The organism is Escherichia sp. E4742 (genome assembly GCF_005843885.1).
In the GTDB taxonomy this organism is placed as follows: Bacteria; Pseudomonadota; Gammaproteobacteria; order Enterobacterales; family Enterobacteriaceae; genus Escherichia.
In genome coordinates this window covers 3,298,875-3,317,999 of sequence record NZ_CP040443.1, presented here as the reverse complement: position 1 = coordinate 3,317,999, position 19,125 = coordinate 3,298,875, and the positions used below count along the sequence as shown (strand labels likewise).

Below are 19,125 nucleotides of genomic sequence, written 5' to 3'. Positions count from 1 at the left end.
GAAGCAGGCATCACCCCCATAATATATAACCAACGAAAGCGATAACTCTTATTAGGTATTTAATTATAAGAATTGTCTTATTAATAAATATATATGCGCATAAGACTGAATCCATTCAGCTTTCATTCATATAAAATCGTTAATTAATAGAATATAAGATTTGCAAGTGACTAAGAGGAATTACAAGAAATGAAGTTACAACTATATATAATATATGCATAAAATTCTACAGTGGGTCAATGATTCCCGTACCATATGCAGACATGGCGCAGTTTTATGCACGTCCTGGAACATCACACTATTCCCTGTGAGTCGATTGTCAGACCGATGAACAGCTCAACGAGCTTGTGCGTAATTACACCGAAACCGCCTTTCCCCCGTGCGATGCGTGCAAAACAGACTACGACGAGACGGCGGGCCGTATACGAACTGGAAGGCCTGCGCATGGTAGATGCATCAATTATGATTGGCGAGAAGCACGGCTGCGTATTTTGTGGCGAATGGAATGCCGCTGAGAGCTAAAAATTCAGTCGCGACTTGATTTGACTGTAGGCCTTGCAAGGTTGAGAGTTACCGTATTGATATGGGACCGAATCCTACTATAAAAACGTGAGGTAACTCTCATGCTACTCCCTCTCAGCAATCCTCAATAATCAGGTACACCGCTTTCACCGGGCCATGAACCCCGACGACTTTGATAAGCTCAATATCCGCCGTTGAACTAGGACCGCTAATGATGTTAATGCAGGACGGCATACGCTCACCAGACAGCGCTTTCTGATGCAATTTTTCTGCGAGTTGCGCCACACGTGGCAGGATGGTGCTTTTGCGCAGGATAAAAATTGAGGACTCAGGGAGCAAACTCAACGAGCGCCCACGCTCAGCAGCGGAAAAAAGCACCACGCCTCCCGATTCTGTTAAGCCATATTCAGCATACACTACGCCAACTTTAGCCTGCTCTGCCTGCGAGATATTCTCGGCACCTTTCAGCGGGTCCCACACGGCGGCATTGCATTCCTGTTGTAAACGCTCACTGATCCCCAATTCTTCCAGTCGCGAGTCACCGCTAATCACAACTGACTGCTCTCCCAGCTCTTTACACAGGCGTAATGCAGCTTCTGCGGCCTGCGCCTCGCTGGTCAGTTCACAACGCGTCAACATGACATCACTGGCAAACTGGATAAACGCGTCACAGCGCTGTTGCTGGTTAAGTTCAGTAAGACGCTCGTTAGCATAGTTGTTAAGCGGCACATCTTCCGTTTGCGGTTCGAGTCGCAGCGGGCGGCCCAGTGCCTGAGCAACGTTTTGCAAGAATTCGCTTCGATTATCCATTTTTTTTCTCCTGCGCCTGATGTTTCTTAAACCAACTACGGAAACTCTCGCCGTCAGCTTCAGGAAGATCGCGGGCTTCCATCCAGTCGCTAATCGCACCGATCCTGAGTGGTGTTTTGCCACCACTGATAAACCAGCTTGCCGCATGAGCGCCTGCCATCATCCCGACTTTCCACAATCCCGGATGGCTATTGGCATAAGCGAACATTTTGATCGCCCGTTGCTCTGCTTTTGCGGTGATCCCTTTTTCAGCCATCACCCGACGATGACGCAAAATCAGTTTTGACAGAGGAATACGCACCGGACACACGCTGTCACAGGCCGTGCATAAAGAGCAGGCATAGGGTAAATCTTTAAAATCTTTATAGCCGCCAAGTAGCGGAGAAATCACCGCGCCGATTGGCCCTGGGTAAATTGAGCCGTATCCGTGACCTCCAATGTGGCGATATGCCGGACAAGTATTCATACAGGCTCCGCAGCGAATACAGCGCAGCACATCCCGAAATTCAGAGGCCAGCACCTCAGAACGCCCGTTATCAACAATAACCAGATGAAACTCTTCAGGCCCGTCCACATGCCCCGCTTCGCGCGGCCCTGTCAGCCAGGTGTTGTATCCCGTCAAACGTGCGCCAACGGCACTACGCGCCAGCATGGTGATCAATACATCAACCTCGGCAAACGTGGGGGCAATACGCTCCATCCCCATCACCGCAATATGCGTTTTAGGTAGCGTGGTACACATTCGCGCATTACCTTCATTGGTCACCAGGCATACCGAACCGGTTTCTGCTACCGCGAAATTACAACCGGTTATACCGATTTCGGCACTGAGGAAATCTTCACGGATCTTTTGACGAATGAATAAGGTCATCGCTTCAGGCGTCTCCGGGCCATCATAGCCCAGACGTTCGTGTAGCACCCGGCGGATCTGGTGGCGATCTTTATGGATAGCCGGGACCACAACATGAGATGGCGGATCTTGATCCAACTGAAGAATGTATTCACCCAGATCGGTTTCAATCACCTGAATGCCAGCATCCTGCAACACATGATTGACGCCAATCTCTTCGGTCACCATCGATTTAGATTTCACCACCTTCCGAGCATTTTTGCGTTGGGCGACCTGTAAAATGTAGCGGGTAGAGTCTTCTTTGGTTTTTGCAAACCAGACGTGACCGCCGTTTTGCGTCACTTTTTCGGAGAGCTGGTACAGATAAGCGTCGAGATTACTCAGAACATGATCACGTATCTGGCTGGCACGATCGCGCCACTCCTCCCAGTGACCTAATTCATCGACCATTTTTTGCCGATTTGCCCCAATACGCTGCTGCGCGTTTGCCACCGCTTTGCGCATGATCGGATCTTCAATTTGCTGACGGATGCGTGTCTTGAATTCTGTATTACTGGTTTTGATCGACATCTTTATACCCTCAGCGGCTCATCAGCACTTCAGCAATATGCATCACTTTGACTTTCTGCCCTTCCCGTTGTAATCGCCCACTTATGTTCAGCAAGCAACTAATGTCGGCACCAATTAAATACTCAGGACAGACCTCCATCAGGTGTGAAACCTTTTCTTTCACCATCTCGCCGGAAATTTCGGCCATTTTGACCGAGAACGTACCGCCAAACCCGCAGCAAGTATCCTGTTCGGCAAAGGACAACAGCTCCAGTCCACGTACATTTTTTAGCAGCGTAAGTGGTTCATCCTTCACACCCAGCTTACGGGCCAGACTACAGGATGGATGATATACCGCCCTCCCTTGCAAGCTGGCGCCTACATCGACGACCCCTAATGTATTGACAATAAAAGAAGTGAGATCCTGCATACGCGCGGCGACCTTTTCTGCACGTGATGCCCATTCTGGTTCGTCAGCCAGATATGTTGGGTAACTTTTTACGGCGTAAGTGCAGGAACCGGCGGGAGAAATAATGGGATCGTCGTTATCTTCAAGTGCAGCGATCAGATTTTTCATTCCTGGGATCGCTTCTTTGATATAACCACTATTGATCGCAGGCTGACCGCAGCATCCCTGTTTCTCAGGAAAATTTACGCGACAGCCGAGTTTTTCCAGGAGCAGCACGGAGTCTCGTGCCATCCTTGATTTCAGTGCATCACCGATACAGGTAACAAAGAAATTTACATTCACAACCAATACTCCATTGCTTCATTTCTATTTATGCCTGATCGCAACCACTCCTTCCGGGTTATCAGACATCAATAAAAATGGCGGCTTTTTTATTGGGTAGCAGAATACAAATTCAAAGCGATTTGTATGACAAATCAATAATCCATCATTGGATACCTGGATGCAATAGCTAATTTTATTTCTTTCGGCGTCGCTCACATTTTTATAATGATCGCCACTAACAACATGGAATCATGCATTAGATACAATAACATATTGAATTTAATTGAATTTATCTTAAATACCTATTTAAAGATACTCATTTGGTATCTATTAAAACAGCCCCCCAAATGAGTATAAATGAAATTATTAACAATAATTACACAACCATTAATAACTGTAATTTTATCTTACTGAAGCGATTCAGTGTGTGGTTTTTATTTTTATAATGAGATCCCGCCTTCGGAAAATATATAATAACATCTGCTATAAGTCATATTTTCAGAGTGCGGGTCAGGTAGTATCCTGATAACTCTAATTAGTTATGTATTTTTACACCAAGACAGCCACGAACAAACTCAGGATTAAAATGTTTTACGGATTCGCCAACATACCCCAGATCAAGTGAGCTTATTTGCGCCATTTCTTTCTCTGTCAGTGAAAAATCCCAGATAGCGAAGTTCTCTTCAATACGATGCTGATGAGTCGATTTTGGAATAACAACCACTCCCCGTTGAATATTCCAGCGTAGAATTACCTGAGAAATCGATTTTTGGTGGGCATTTGCAATACCCTGAAGCAGGCTGTTTTCAAATGGTTTATGTCTTCCCCCGCCTAATGGTGCCCATGCTTCAGGCTGCACGTTGTAGTACTTCATGGTTGCCAGCGCTTCTGGTTGGGCAAAATAGGGATGCAACTCAACCTGGTTGACCATTGGCTTAATTCTGACTGTTTCACAAAAGTTTGCCAGAACATGAGGATAGAAATTGGAAACCCCAATCGCTTTCAGTTTGCCCTCTTCATAGGCCTCTTCCAGTGCACGCCATGCACTGAAATAATCGCGCATTGCCTGGTGCAATAAATAGAGATCAAAGTATTCAAGTCCCGATTTTTTTAATGACGCTTCAATACCTGCTTTTGCCGTATCCTGATCAACCATGTCCTGTACCCACAATTTAGACGTAATAAATAACTCCTCGCGGGTACAGAAACCTTCCGAAATGGCTTCACGAATAGCGTCGCCGACGGCGTCTTCATTACCATATACCGCTGCAGTGTCGATGAGTCGATAACCGGTTCGGATAGCATTCAACACTGATTGTTTACATACTTCTTTATCGGTAACCTGAAAAACACCAAATCCCATCATCGGCATTTTCAGATTGTTGCTTAATACGGAAAATTCCACTAGCAGTCCCTCCATTACGTATGAATCATTAGTCTACGTTAAAACATGACCGCAGATTAGTATGTGGATTTTGATATCACTTATGTAAAAATTTCATTAATAATAGGGGACTGTAATTTCTCTATTATGGGAAAAATGAAGCAGACACGATAAGATTGATGACAAGCACAAAATTGCCTGATGCGCTATGATTATCATGCCTACCAGAGAATCGCAATTTATTGAATTTGCGCTATTTTGTAGGCTGGATAAGTTCCGGCATACACAACAAGCATTTGTCAACAATCTGAGATACTGTCAGTCGCCTGGCCTCGGACCTTTCTGTTTTTGATACACTAATAGCCTTTGTCATACGAAAAATGTACGAAATGGCGAAGGGTAAATGGAGAATGTTATGATCAGGCAGAAGATTTTACAGCAACTCCTGGAGTGGATTGAGTGCAATCTCGGTAACCCTATCTCAATCGAAGATATCGCACAGAAATCTGGCTACAGTAGACGCAATATCCAGCTCCTGTTCAGAAACTTCATGCATGTGCCGCTGGGAGAATACATTCGCAAACGGAGACTTTGCCGGGCAGCTATTCTTGTCCGACTCACAGCGAAATCTATGCTTGATATTGCACTATCTTTGCATTTTGATTCACAGCAGTCATTCAGTCGCGAATTTAAAAAGTTGTTCGGATGCTCTCCCCGAGAATACCGGCTCCGTGATTATTGGGATCTGGAAAATATCTTCCCTCCATTTTTAGCACGCCAACATACAAAAATTGATTGCACATTAATTCATTTCCCAGAAACACGTATTTTTGGCAATTCATTTAAGTATGATACTGAAATATCGAATAAGTCACCGGATGAAGAAGTCAAATTGCGACGTCATCATTTAGCCAGGTGTATGAAGGATTTTAAGACGGATATCTATTTCGTCTCAACGTTTAAGCCATCAACAAAGTCGGTCGATTTACTCACAGTTGAAACCTTTGCTGGTACGGTATGCGAATATGCTGACATGCCGAAAGAGTGGACAACGACCCGAGAACTTTATGCCTCTTTCCGTTATGAAGGAAACTGGGAACATTATCCTGACTGGGTGCGGAACATCTATCTGATAGAGTTGCCTGCCAGGGGGTTAGCCAGAGTGAACGGCAGCGATATTGAGCGATTTTATTACAATGAAAATTTCGTAGAAAAGGATGGCAATGATGTTGTTTGCGAAATTTTTATTCCCGTTCGTCCTCTTTAGCCTGTAACTCCATCACATGAGATTTACCCTACCCTGCCACCGTCTAATCGGTACCAGGGTAGGTATTCAGTAAATAATGGCGCTGCGCATGTCAACGCCATTATTATTTATTACATCGTCGCTTTTATTTCTCCTCAGCGTCTTCAGTATCTGCAGCAACGGCGTTAATTGTCACCTTCACAGGCTTCATTTCGTACCCGCCATACGTCAGTGCGTTGTATGTGAACGTATAGGTACCCGGCTTGGTGGTACTAAATGTACGCGTGATTTTCCCCCCCGAGAAATGGTCAGCCTTCGACGGCAGGAATTTATAATCCGCCTCTGTCACCCCTTCCGGAGCCTCAATGTCGACCCACACATTCCCCCCAACAGGGTTATTTGCCGAGAACAGGGTAACCGTCATTGTTGCGGTCTGTACCCCATCCGCCACCAGAGAAGGTGTATCAGTCGAGGCCTTGAGCTCCGCGTTTTTATCATCCGCGACGAATTTAGATTCGGCAGTTTTCGTCGATTCCTGACCGTCGGCCTGACTCACTTTCGCCGTGAGTGTATATTTCGCTGCGACAGTGGTCGTGGCGGTGAAAATAGCCTGCCCTTGCTCATTAGTTTTCGCCGTCCCATCGGGAGTCAGAACTAAATTTGCCGGGCTGGCAGTCAGCGTCACGTCGCTATCTTTCAACAGGTTGTTATTGGCATCAGTCACCGTAACTTTATACGTCTGTTTGGCTTTGCCATCCGCCAGTGCGTAGTTGCCAATCACCTCAATACCGGAGACGGTTGCGGTCGCCTTATCGGCCACAAACGTTATAGTCTGCGCAGTCGAAGGCTGGTCATTTCCTGCTGACGCCGTGATCTCATACGTTCCGGCAGTCACGGAAACCACTTGCAGCTCCGCTTTACCCTCATTGTTGGCTTTCACCCAGACATAATCGCCTGTAACCGAATTGACACCCCGAGGCAGATTAAAGGTCACCAGAGCCCCTGGAACAGGGTTACCGTTTTTATCCTTAACCGTTGCCGTCAGCGTAAAGGCATCTTTGCCGTTTGCCACTTTTTCCGCGGCGCCATCAACCTCCAGGCTCGCCTGACCGGTGCTGGCATCCGCCTTGAATTTCACCGTAACCGTCTTCTGAACACCATTCACTGAGGCCGTGATACTGTGTTCCCCGGCAACCGTTGACATCAGCTCAATGTCAGCTTTACCTGCCGTATTGGTTGTTACCGTATTCCCCGTCTTGCTGGTCACACCCGTCGGTAAATTCAGCGTAACTTCTTGCCCCTGCAACGGGTTACCATAGGTGTCCACAACGGTCAGGGTTACCTGGTTAGTCGACTGTCCATTAGCCAGCTGGTTATCAACCTTCACCGTCATATCACGTATCTCAGCCTTAGATGCGTCACCTGCAACGTTCAGCACCAGCGGTTTTGCTACGGCATTTTGGCCGTTCACTCGCGGCATCACAGACAACTGACCCGCGGCAGATCCCAGAGTTAAGGTCGCCACGTAGACCCCATTACTTTTCTCTGTCCAGTTTCCTGCTGAAGGACGCTCACTCCCCGTGCTGGCGGCACCGCTAAACACTGGTGCATCGAGCTTCAGGTCACTAACAGGGTTCCCATACGCATCCTTCGCGGTGAAGGTGAGTTCCGTCGTCGCTTTGACGGTCGGAGCCTCATTGTCAGCAACAAGCGTAGAGTTCGCTGATGACATCTCCCCCGCAATAACAGTCAACTGCGCAGCGTCGGTGGCTGCTGGCTGGCCGTTGAATAGCGGCATGACGAGAAGCTCACCCGTCTTTCCACCTGTGGTCAGCGTAGCAACATAGGAACCGTCACCTTTTTCGGTCCAACTAGAAACAGTCGCCCCTTCAGACGCAGCACCCGTCAGGCTTGCCGACAGGGAAAGACCACTGATAGCGTTGCCATGTGCATCTTTTGCAATAAGCGTCACGGTTGTGCTTTCGCCTGCTTTTACGCGATCTGCGGCTACAGAGACTGTCGACTGGCCTGAAGATAACGCATCAGCCACCACGGTTACTTTCGCCGCCTTTGCTGCCGCGTCCTGCCCATTGAGCTTCGGCATAACCTCTAATTCCCCCGCCGTAGTGCCGAGAGTAATCTGCGCAGTCCAGGTCCCGTCGCCATTATCCGTCCAGCCTGATGCCATAGACCCCGCAGCGGCTGCGCCAGATAATGACGGTGCATCCGGATTGAGGCCAGTTACAGGGTTGCCATTGGCATCTTTTGCCGTCCAGATTGCCGTAAGCGTACCGCCAACCACCGGTTTATCCGGATTCAGAGCGATGGTCGAATGTGCTGCATCAAGCGGCCCGGCGACAAACTTCAGCGTTTGTTGTAATGAGCCCAACTGATACTGCTCGCTAAAGGCACGCACAACAACGTTTCCGGCACGGGTCGAAGAAACCGTAGCGCTGTAAACGCCTGGTTTTATCTCCGAAATGGTACCAATGGTGACACCATTGCTATCCTGCGGAACAAATCGCAAGCGGCTGGCCTCTCCCGTCACCGGGTTACCATCAGTATCCACCGCAGTAAGCGTCAGCGTGTGGGATTGCAGACCATCAGCAACCACATCTCCTGAGAGTTCATTCACGCTCAGAGTAGACTTCGACACATCCATCATCGTGGCGCGCAATTCTGCAGTGACGGTTTTGCTCATGCCATCAACGCTAACAGTAATCGTTGCCTCACCTGATTGCGTTCCGGTAGTAAAGACAGACTGATACACCCCAGCTTCAGTTTCGGTGAACTCACCCAGTGTTGGCTGTGCCTGTGATTTAGTGGCCTTCAGGGTACGAGTCACAATATTTCCAGCTGGCTTGAACGTCAGCTCAGTCTTGATCTGATCTTTCATGCCCGTGACTGGCTGCCCCTCGGCGTCGCGCAGAGAAAGCACCAGTGGCTTTTGCTCACTACCGTTAGCAAGCATTTGGATACGGCTCTGACCGTCAAGCGTTAACGCCGTGCGTTCGGCACTCATACCAGCTCCGGTAATGACCACCTCTGTCTGCACGCGTTTTGAGGCATTGCCTTTGTTATCGTAGGCAACCGCAGAAATCGCATAATAATTGTCTTTGCCTGCCTGGTAAGCCGGGAGTGTCACTTGCCACTGATTACCCTGCCCCGTAATTTTTCCGCCTGCGGCCAGCAAAGACGGCGCTTCCCATTGAACATTTTTCAGACCGTGAGTTGCTTTGCTCACCACAAGCCCCAGGGAAACCGTCTGCCCGCCCTTACCTTCAATGCGGTCAGGCAGAGCAATACGAATCACTTCAGATTTGCGATACTCAAGAACGATATTGTTATTACGCTCAACCAGGTCATAGCGACTGCCTGCCAGTACCCGACGCTCGCGAATGCTATCCGTATCGAGTTGTTTCGCCAAAGGTTCGCCAATTCGGTAGTTAACTTCCAGGCCAAAGCGAGTGTCATTCTCACCGCTCTTGCCCTGCTTATGCCCGGCGCTCAGTGTCAGAAGAGGCACTGGCGTATAGGTCACCTCGGCAGAAATAGCATGCGGGTCTTTCTGGCGCTTATCTTTACCAAACAGCCCGACTTCATCACCATAATACTGTTCATACATCAGGCTTGCGCCAAGCTGCGGCCAGGCAGGTAAATAGCCCTCTGCGCGGATATCCCAGCCATTCGCCGGGCGTTCCTGATAATCCTCAACATCCGGCGATTTTTTCCAGCCAGAAGCCCGAATATAACCATTGGCGCTCAGTTTCAGATAATCGCGCCAGTATTCCGCACCAACACCAATGCGGGTATGACTACGGGATAAATCATGGTCGATAAAGGTGTTCACCCCCGCCATCCAGTCATTTCCTGAAAAATGACGCCAGCCAAAACCAATATTTGACTGAGTACGATCGTCTGTACGATGTATTGCTCCCTGAGTGAACAACATATTTGTCGGCGTATCATAAATCGGATAAAGCATTTCCAGCGAAGAATCCTTCAGCGAGAAATCTTTATCGACATTCAGTTTGACGCGCGCAGTACCATATTTCCCGAGCCACTCCTGTATTTCCTGGTTAGCTTTAGCGGTGGCCATTCCGGTAATAAAATTACGTGTCGCATCGCTATCTGGCTGACTGCTTAAAAATGTCCCGGCATTTGCGGCAAACGACGCGACATTTTTCTCCACGTTATTATCAGCAGTTACCGTAGTATTTTCCATGCTCAGCCGTGGCTGAACCGCGTTCTGCGCACGTGCCGCCATTACTGGCGTAAAGGTGACTGCGAGTGGAAAAAGAACCTGAACAGAGATATTTGCCCACGCCACGCAGCGGGCCAGAACTGAATAACGAAATCGTGGTTGTTTATGACCTGTTTTATAACGTGACATTGAGATAATTTCCTGATGAACGAATTAACGAACATAGGCAGACACAAATAATGGCGTCTGCTTGTCAGAAAAACCGGGGATTTCCCGGTTTCCTTTTCCGCAGAAAAGGAAATACCTTTATGTAAGAAAGTACACCGCCACCTAATATATCCAGTGCCTGTAGCCACTCATCAGGTGGTTGGGCGCGGGATTATATTTTTATCTATGGGTAAAAATTTAGCTTTTTGTGCAAGTCATTAAATAGATACCTAAGTTATATTTATTACTCTACGGACAGTGAATAATTCATTATTCAGAGTGAATAATAATGACATATCTTTAATTTACCACGATTGGCAATACGTCGAAGTAGGTATATACGCCAGGATAAACCAATATATTTTTATGGATATTCATTTTCCTTCATCGGACTGTAAATCCCGGGGATATCGAATTTGCACTACTCATCTCAACACTCAAACAGATTTATGAATTTCGTTCATAACCCCTGACAAATCCTGCCGTCTAATCGAGCTCTTCCCTTTACGTTATGCTTCTTATGAACGATAACGGAAGGATAACACCATGCAAAAAGTAAAACTGAACAACGGTATTGAAATGCCCTTGCTGGGCTTTGGTGTATTTCAGATGACCGATGCCGCCGAATGCGAAAGAGCGGTCATTGACGCTATTAACACCGGTTATCGACTGATTGACACCGCCGCCTCCTATCAAAATGAAACCCAGGTCGGGAACGCACTGAAACAAAGCGGTATCGCCCGTAACGAGCTCTTTGTCACCACGAAACTCTGGTTGCAGGATACCTGTTACGAAGGGGCCAAAGCCCAGTTCGAACGCTCTCTGAATCGACTACAACTTGATTACGTTGACCTGTATTTGATTCACCAGCCATACGGTGATGTCCACGGTGCCTGGCGCGCCATGGAAGAACTGCAACAGGCAGGCAAGATCCGCGCTATTGGTGTCAGTAACTTCCATCCTGACCGACTGGCTGACCTTATCGCCTTTAATAAAGTCGTTCCGGCGGTAAACCAGATTGAAGTTAACCCCTTCAACCAGCAATTACAGGCCGTTCCGTGGATGCAAAGTCGTGGCATTCAGCCAGAAGCCTGGGCACCGTTTGCAGAAGGGAAAAATGGTCTGTTCCAGCATCCTGTTCTCACGGCAATTGGCGAGAAGTATGGCAAAAGCGTGGGCCAGGTTGTTCTGCGCTGGATCTACCAACGAGGCATTGTTTCACTGGCAAAATCAGTGCGAAAAGAACGCATGGAAGAGAACATCAACATTCTCGATTTTGAACTCAGCCCTGAAGATATGCTGCAAATTACCGCCCTGGATACCGCAACCAGCGCGTTCTTCTCTCACCGCGATCCCGCAATGGTGGAATGGCTGACTGGCCGCAAACTTGATGTTTAAGCCGCGATAAAAGAGGTATTCATTCAATGCAAAAACGTTATCTGGGTAAATCCGGACTCGAAGTCTCCGCCCTTGGGCTCGGTTGCATGGGCTTAAGCCACGGGTACGGCCCGGCGACCGATACCCGCCAGGCTATCGAACTTATTCGTGCTGCGGTTGAACGTGGCGTCACCTTCTTCGATACCGCCGAAGTGTATGGTCCGTATCTGAATGAAGAAGTGGTCGGCGAAGCCTTAAAACCGTTTCGTGACCGTGTGGTGATTGCCACTAAATTCGGTTTTACCTTCGGCGATGATAATAAGCAGCAGATTTTAAACAGCCGCCCGGAACATATCCGTGAAGCCGTTGAAGGTTCATTACGCCGCCTTAAGACAGATGTTATTGACCTTCTGTATCAACACCGTGTTGATCCGGATGTTCCTATTGAAGATGTTGCAGGAACGGTGAAAGACCTAATTGCAGAAGGTAAGGTCAAACATTTCGGCCTGTCTGAAGCGGGAGCACAAACCATTCGTCGTGCACATGCGGTACAACCTGTCACCGCCCTGCAAAGCGAATACTCCATGTGGTGGCGTGAGCCTGAACAGGAAATTCTGCCGTTGCTGGAGGAACTGGGGATTGGTTTTGTCCCCTTCAGCCCACTAGGTAAAGGTTTCCTGACGGGGTCGATTAAGCCAGGAACCACTTTCGGCAAGGATGATTACCGTAGCACCGTACCGCGTTTCGCGGCACAAGCCATTGAAGCCAATGAAAAACTGGTCACCTTGTTAGGTGAACTGGCCGCGGAGAAAGGGGTAACATCTGCACAAATCGCACTGGCATGGCTGTTAGCACAAAAGCCATGGATTGTACCCATCCCAGGCACCACTAAACTGCACCGGCTGGAAGAAAACCTGGGTGCTGTCGACATTGTTCTTTCGCAGAAAGATACGCAGCAGATAACCGAGGCACTGGAAACAATTAAAATCGTCGGTGAACGTTACTCGCCTGAGCACCAGGCACGCGTAGGCCGTTAATGCCCAAACGGGTCCACAACAAAATGTGGACCCGTTACTCTGAATAGCGAAGTGCATCGATCAACAGCGCAAAAGCTGGCGGATGCTGCTTGCGGCTGGGGCAGTAAAGGTAATATCCGGGAAAATATCATCAATTTTCGAGCTTTACTCTTTTCTCCACCATAAAATCAATAAAAGCACGAACTTTAGAGGGCATTCTCACTCGTGAGGAAACATAAATATAAAATCCAGGAAATGAAACGGCCCAATCCTCAAGAATCGGCTGTAACTTGCCCGCATTGATATGTTCAGCGATTGCAAAATCCAGATGTTGGATGATACCTGTCCCATTAAGCGCCATTCGTATCATGCTTTCGTCATCATTAGAAATATACTTACCTGACACCTCTATTTCGAACTCTTCATTATTCCCCGTGACATTAGAAAACTCCCATGCTGAGAGTGCTCCGCTACTTTTATGCCGCAATCGAAGGCAATTATGGCTACTCAGTTCCTGAGGCGTTTCAGGAATACCGTGTTCTCTTAAATAATCTGGCGATGCCACGGTAACCAGTTTAATAAGCGGAGAAACAGGAACGGCAGTCATATGCTCATCCAGTCCTTGCTCAAGGCGTATGCCCACATCACAGCCGTCCGCAATAATGTTAGATAAACCGTCATCCATAATGAGCTCTATCTTTGTTTTGGGGTAACGAGTAAGAAACTCGCCAATATGAGGCTCAACAAGCATCCTTGCTGCAACACGGGAGGAATTTATTCTCAACAGGCCAGTAGGTTCAAGTTGGGTATCACCGACATCTTTCAAAGCATCATCAATTTGCCCCAAAGCCGACACCAGCACTTCATACAGACGCTGGCCTTCCTCGGTAAGCGACATATTGCGGGTCGTACGGTATATCAGCTTGGTGTTAAGACGTTCCTCAAGAGATTTTAAATTCTGGGACAATGCGGCCCGCGTAATACCCATTTCAGAGGCTGCTCTGGAGAAACTTCCGGCGCGAACAATCAGCGCAAACCAGGCAAGAGAAGGCAAAATTGAAGGCTCTATTTTCATCATTGTAAACCTTAACTTAACACTGTGATAGATATTAGACCATTGATGATAACCAATACAAGTCATACTATTACGCCGTTCGCGATAAGAACACGAATGCCAGTTGCGGATAATAGAAATGATATTTAAATCTGTTTAGGCAAATCCCCGGAGCTTGAAATGAAAACTGTTTCGATAAAACACACTTACTGGGATATAGCTGCTGATATCTATTTCCCTGACGATTTTAATAGTGAAAAAAAGTATCCTGCCATTATCAGCGCTCATCCAATTGGAAGCTGCAAAGAACAGACATCGGGTAGCGTGTATGGTGCCGCCCTGGCAAAAGCTGGCTTTATCGTCATTGCTTTTGATGCCAGTTTTCAGGGAAGCAGCGGTGGAGAACCGCGTTATCTGGAAGATCCAACAATGCGAGTAAAAGACTTCAGCATTGTCGTTGATTACCTTACCACCTTACCTTACGTTGATGCCGGGCGTATTGGCGTCCTGGGTATTTGCGGTGGTGGTGGATATGCCATTAATGCCGCAATGACAGAACGTCGAATTAAAGCCATTGGTACTGTCACGGGTGCAAACTACGGGCGTCTTATGCGTGAAGGTTTTTCGGCATTTAACCCTGTCGGAGCACTCGAAGCAATGGCGCAACAAAGAACAGACGAAGCTAACGGCGCAAAACTTCGCGTAGATGATTTACTCCCTTCTTCTCCGGATGCAGCTCTTGAAGCGGGATTAACAGAAATAGATCTTTTTGAAGCAACAGAATATTATCGTTCACCACGAGGCTGTGCGCCTAATGGGGTAAATCGTTCGCTATTTTCACATCAGACTGTTGCAGTGGGCTGGGATGCTTTTCATCTTGCAGAAGTCCTGTTAACTCAACCACTAATGGTTGTAGTGGGTGATAGAGTGGGCGCTTTTGGTGCCTATCGTGACGGCTGCGAAATTATTGGCCGCGCTGCCTCAAAACATAAAGAGCTGGTCGTGGTTGAAGGTTATTCACATTACGACTTGTATGATAAGCCAGAACCTGTGAAACAGGCGCTCGATAAATTAATTCCTTTTTATAAAACACATTTATAAAAATGCTGCGGGGAGATTCATTATCTCCCTGACATTTATCCTTTATTGACTACACGACAATAATAAAATTACTCAAAAAGAAATTTCATTAAAGAAACAAAAGCATCAAAAAAGCAGCGATTCAACTTATTAAGATTATAAGCAACTCTTTGAAGTAATTATAAATAAAATCAAACCAGAAATCGTGGTTCCAAAGCTGGCAACAACTCACCAGTTAAAACATACGCATCAAAATCAGATAAACATTTGAGGTATTGTTATGTCAAATAAACACCCATCATTGTTTTCTCCTTTTATGCTGACAGAAAAAATAAAGCTACGTAATCGTATCGTTATGGCGCCTATGACGACCTGGTCAGCGAATCCTGATGGAACCATCTCTGAGCAAGAACTCGAATTTTATAAACGTCGCTCACAAAATGTTGGTTTAGTAATAACAGGATGTACCTATGTCACACCAAGCGGCATTGGGTTTACTCATGAATTTGCCGCGTATGACGACCGTTTCATTAACAGCCTTGAAAAGTTAGCGACTGCTGCCAAAAGTGGCGGTGCTCCGGCTATTTTACAGATTTTCCACGCCGGTAATAAAGCCATCCCGGAGCTTGTGCCGAATAACGATGTCATTAGTGCCAGCGCATCAAGCGTAAAATCTGGTGACTTTATGAAGAGAGTAGTACAAAGCAGGGAAATGACTGAAAACGAAATTCAGGAAACCATTAGAGCATTCGGAGATGTAACAAAAAGGGCGATTAAAGCAGGTTTTGATGGCGTTGAACTTCATGGCGCGCACGGATTCCTTCTGCAGAATTTCTTCTCCCCTCTATTTAACCAGCGTAATGACCGATGGGGAGGAGATCTCGAAGGACGTATGCGCTTCCCGCTGGCCGTATTACAGGAAGTAAAAAATGTAGTCTATGAATATGCGACAAAGCCCTTTGCCATCGGTTACAGAATATCGCCTGAAGAATCTGCAACAGGGGGGCTGCGGATAGAGGATACTTATAAACTCCTTGATCGGCTCATTTCATCCGGTATTTCGTATATACATACCTCGCTGGTCAGTGTTAACGATAGCTGCCCTGTAGAATCGCCAAATGGCCCCCGAACCATTGAGCTGATTTTAAATCATATTGCAGGCAGAGTGCCGGTAATCGCCGCAGGTAAAATACGCACGCCGTCTCAGGCTCAAGAGGCAATTTCTGTTGGCCTGCCACTTGTTGCTATCGGTAAAGGGCTGGTGATTAATCCAGAATGGGTGACTTTAGCTGAATCAGGAAGAAGTCATGAAATTCAAACAACCCTTAATCCACAACTCGTTCCTGAATTAACCATTCCGGATAAACTATGGGATCAAATTCAGGCATCGAAAGGAACTGGCTGGTTTCCGTTAATGGATTAAATATCTATTTTCTGCTTAGAGAGGTGATTATCACTTATTCACCCGGTAGTAAAACGATTGAACAAATTCGAACTCCATATGTATTCCAGATCACCAGTATCGATATCTACAGCTCAGTTCAGCCCGTAAGCCTGATAAATCGCGTCAGCGGCGCATCAGGCATCGGTTGTCGGATGCGACGCCACGCGTCTTATCCGACCTTGTATAACACCCTGAGAGCTGCGGCACTCTGAAGAGGTGCAGTGTGCTCACTCTGCGCCTGCGACGCCAGGATAAGGCCGCTCGGGAGAACAGACTCATCCCCGGAGCTGATTTCAGGTGACGTATATCGATGACTTTGGTGCAATAAATAATAGCTGATGTAATACATCTATTCAAATTTGTGATACATCTCAAAAAACTGGTTGACCAAACTCGTTATTTATATAGGGACGCTTACGAAGCGCACTATTTTTTAAAGCGAGGAACTACAAATGAAAGAGAATAATATACAGAGAATCAGTAATAAACTGATCAATATCGTTGTTTTTGTTGCCGTTGTAGAGTACGCCTATTTGTTCCTCCACTTCTATTAATAACGTCATAAAACAATTTAGTTTAGTGATATTTAAAATAAGCATCCTTTCACTGTTTTTCACGCTATTCAGCGGCGTAAGAAAAAGTGTTGATTATGAATTAGACGGTTTAACAATATCTGTCTGATTGGCAATCATAATCATCTGTGATTAATGCTGGCCTATTCATTACGCCAGCATTAACCTCTTATTTCTTCGGACGGAGCAATGCTAAACATCATGAATCTTGCTATGCAAAACAGAGGGATATATAAATTTTGCTCTCGATATATTTAATAAAACGTGAATATAAAAGTCATCCTTCAGTTTGCAGACGCAGTGGGTCTGATGGTAATTTCGGTTGTATCAACGCTTTCGGGAGATTCAATAATATGCCTTACCGCACGGGCAATATCCGCGGGTTGAAGTGCAACAGAACGGTAGGCGTCCATTGCCTTCATGGTTTCCACATGGGTAATGGTTGAAGCCAGTTCACTTTCGACAACGCCAGGATTTACGCAGGTCACGCGGATTTTCGAGCTTTCCTGTCGTAAGCCATCAGAAATAGCCCGTACTGCAAATTTTGATGCACAATAGACTGCGCCCGTGGGCACAACTGAAAGGGCACCAATAGAACCAAGATTGATTATCTGACCGGAACCCTGCGCTTCCATCACTGGAAGTACAGCGCCAATTCCCCAGAGTACCCCCTTGATATTCACATCAATAGTGAGCTCCCATTCATCCTGTTTTCCTGCTGCAAGCGGTGAAAGCGGCATAACGCCCGCATTATTGATAAGAACATCAACTCGCCCCCAGCTATCCAGCGCTGCTTGCACGAAATCTGCCATGGACTGTCGGTCTGTGACATCCAACTCCCGCGCTTTAGCAATTCCTCCTGCGCGGCAGATTTCTGCTGCAACGGCTTCGATACGCTCAAGTCTGCGTGCTCCCAGTAAAACTTTCGCACCTGTCGTTCCCAGCTCTCTGGCAATGCCTTCCCCAATACCACTTGATGCGCCAGTGATTAATATGACCTTATCCATTACGTTCTCCTTCAAATGTGTTCGGAGAGAGAATAGAACTTTATGATTGGTTCCAGTATCCTGCTTTCAATGTACTCAGTGGTTAGCGGCATTAAACAATGAAAATCGATCTTAATCTTTTACCCATTTTTATCGCGGTAGCAGAAGAGAGTAATTTCAGTAAAGCCGCCGCACGGCTGGGAGTTACCCGTTCAGCGGTCAGTCAGGGAATAAGGCGCCTTGAAGATGCATTCGGGACAATGCTTGTAATGCGGACCACGCGTTCAGTTAATTTGACGGAAGCGGGAGAACGGCTGCATAAATCACTGTCATTACCTTTATCCGGTATTGAGACAGCGTTCGAAGAGATGGTTTCTGACCATGTGCCACGTGGACTTCTCAGAATCGCGGTGACGTCAATAGCTGAAGAATTTCTTTCAGGTCCGCTAATCGCTTCGTTTGTAGCGGCCAATCCAGCCGTTACGCTTGATATTGTTGTCACGGATGAGGAATTCGATATCGTGGCCGCAGGTTACGATGCTGGCGTAAGGCTTGGAGAAGTCATTGAAAAAGACATGATTGCTGTTCCCCTTACTGGTAGGCAGCGTGAAATGGTCGTTGCCTCTCCCTCCTATCTCGCAGCCAACAGCACACCTGTTCATCCGCGTGAACTTGTGAATCATAAGTGTATCGGCTGGCGTCAGTCCCCGGAGGTTGCGCCTTATCGCTGGCCATTTGAAGAAAACGGGAGAACTTTCGACCTTGCGATTGAACCGCAAATTACGACAAATGATCTGCGTCTGATGTTGAGGCTGGCTCTTGCCGGCGCAGGCATAACAATTGCCACTCAGGAAACTTTCAGGCCGTATATTGAAAGCGGTAAGCTTGTATCGCTGCTTGATGACTTTCTTCCACAATTTCCTGGCTTCTATCTGTATTTCCCTCAGCGTCGCAACATTGCACCAAAGCTCCGCGCCCTGATTGACCACGTCAAAGAATGGCGGCAGCAATTGGCTTAAATATCTGCACCTGCATTGCCTGATGTCAGAACAGTATTTTGATCAATTGCCAGGGTTACAATGGCATAAATA

14 protein-coding genes and 2 pseudogenes are annotated in these 19,125 nt (G+C 47.1%); 8 read left to right on the top strand and 8 right to left on the bottom strand.

The annotated features are described in order from the left end of the window. Positions 1-311: 311 nt before the first annotated feature. Positions 312-541, top strand: a pseudogene (locus tag FEM44_RS16135) (choline dehydrogenase); the annotation flags it as partial. 95 nt (positions 542-636) lie between these two features. On the opposite strand, the gene FEM44_RS16130 reads toward FEM44_RS16135, so the two are convergent. The 4 genes from FEM44_RS16130 to FEM44_RS16115 form a co-directional block, all read right to left on the bottom strand. Further along, a complete protein-coding gene (locus tag FEM44_RS16130; RefSeq protein ID WP_135523199.1) occupies positions 637-1,332 on the bottom strand; it encodes a LutC/YkgG family protein in 696 nt (231 codons plus the stop codon). Further along, a complete protein-coding gene (locus FEM44_RS16125; protein ID WP_135523200.1) occupies positions 1,325-2,752 on the bottom strand; it encodes a LutB/LldF family L-lactate oxidation iron-sulfur protein in 1,428 nt (475 codons plus the stop codon). Before FEM44_RS16125 ends, FEM44_RS16130 begins: the two co-directional genes overlap by 8 nt. Positions 2,753-2,762: 10 nt before the next feature. Next, positions 2,763-3,482 (bottom strand): (Fe-S)-binding protein, encoded by a 720-nt coding sequence (locus tag FEM44_RS16120; protein WP_135523201.1) that lies wholly within the window; start codon positions 3,480-3,482, stop codon positions 2,763-2,765. Between the two features lie 517 nt (positions 3,483-3,999). Continuing rightward, positions 4,000-4,869 (bottom strand): aldo/keto reductase, encoded by an 870-nt coding sequence (locus FEM44_RS16115; protein WP_130218354.1) that lies wholly within the window; start codon positions 4,867-4,869, stop codon positions 4,000-4,002. 394 nt (positions 4,870-5,263) lie between these two features. Between FEM44_RS16115 and FEM44_RS16110 the strand changes: the two genes are divergently transcribed. Further along, the gene (locus FEM44_RS16110; RefSeq protein WP_135523203.1) at positions 5,264-6,115 is read left to right on the top strand and encodes a helix-turn-helix domain-containing protein; all 852 of its coding nucleotides are present in this window, start codon (positions 5,264-5,266) and stop codon (positions 6,113-6,115) included. A 124-nt stretch (positions 6,116-6,239) separates the two neighbouring features. On the opposite strand, the gene fdeC is transcribed toward FEM44_RS16110, so the two are convergent. After that, the gene (gene fdeC / locus FEM44_RS16100; RefSeq protein WP_135523204.1) at positions 6,240-10,487 is read right to left on the bottom strand and encodes an inverse autotransporter adhesin FdeC; all 4,248 of its coding nucleotides are present in this window, start codon (positions 10,485-10,487) and stop codon (positions 6,240-6,242) included. 564 nt (positions 10,488-11,051) lie between these two features. Between fdeC and FEM44_RS16095 the strand changes: the two genes are divergently transcribed. Together FEM44_RS16095 and FEM44_RS16090 are read left to right on the top strand one after the other, a co-directional pair. Further along, positions 11,052-11,903, top strand: a complete 852-nt coding sequence (locus FEM44_RS16095; RefSeq protein ID WP_135523205.1) for an aldo/keto reductase — start codon at positions 11,052-11,054, stop codon at positions 11,901-11,903. 26 nt (positions 11,904-11,929) lie between these two features. Further along, entirely contained in the window at positions 11,930-12,919 is a 990-nt protein-coding gene (locus FEM44_RS16090; RefSeq protein ID WP_135523206.1) for an aldo/keto reductase, read from the top strand. 34 nt (positions 12,920-12,953) lie between these two features. On the opposite strand, the pseudogene FEM44_RS16085 reads toward FEM44_RS16090, so the two are convergent. Together FEM44_RS16085 and FEM44_RS16080 are read right to left on the bottom strand one after the other, a co-directional pair. Continuing rightward, a pseudogene (locus FEM44_RS16085) lies at positions 12,954-13,043 on the bottom strand (LysR substrate-binding domain-containing protein); the annotation flags it as partial. A gap of 6 nt (positions 13,044-13,049) precedes the next feature. Beyond that, positions 13,050-13,976 (bottom strand): LysR family transcriptional regulator, encoded by a 927-nt coding sequence (locus FEM44_RS16080; protein WP_135523207.1) that lies wholly within the window; start codon positions 13,974-13,976, stop codon positions 13,050-13,052. A 156-nt stretch (positions 13,977-14,132) separates the two neighbouring features. On the opposite strand from FEM44_RS16080, the gene FEM44_RS16075 reads away from it, so the two are divergent. From FEM44_RS16075 to ykgR, 3 genes are all read left to right on the top strand, one after another. Continuing rightward, positions 14,133-15,053, top strand: coding sequence for an alpha/beta hydrolase (locus tag FEM44_RS16075; protein ID WP_135523208.1), 921 nt, complete (start codon positions 14,133-14,135; stop codon positions 15,051-15,053). A gap of 259 nt (positions 15,054-15,312) precedes the next feature. Beyond that, positions 15,313-16,455: an NADH-dependent flavin oxidoreductase gene (locus FEM44_RS16070; protein WP_135523209.1), complete on the top strand. Its 1,143-nt coding sequence runs from the start codon at positions 15,313-15,315 to the stop codon at positions 16,453-16,455. 473 nt (positions 16,456-16,928) lie between these two features. After that, on the top strand, positions 16,929-17,030 hold the full coding sequence (gene ykgR / locus FEM44_RS16065; protein WP_130259184.1) for a small membrane protein YkgR: 102 nt from the start codon (positions 16,929-16,931) through the stop codon (positions 17,028-17,030). Between the two features lie 302 nt (positions 17,031-17,332). On the opposite strand, the gene FEM44_RS16060 is transcribed toward ykgR, so the two are convergent. Then, on the bottom strand, positions 17,333-18,055 hold the full coding sequence (locus tag FEM44_RS16060) for an SDR family oxidoreductase (protein ID WP_135523210.1): 723 nt from the start codon (positions 18,053-18,055) through the stop codon (positions 17,333-17,335). 98 nt (positions 18,056-18,153) lie between these two features. On the opposite strand from FEM44_RS16060, the gene FEM44_RS16055 reads away from it, so the two are divergent. After that, positions 18,154-19,053: a LysR family transcriptional regulator gene (locus FEM44_RS16055; protein WP_135523211.1), complete on the top strand. Its 900-nt coding sequence runs from the start codon at positions 18,154-18,156 to the stop codon at positions 19,051-19,053. Positions 19,054-19,125 lie beyond the last annotated feature (72 nt).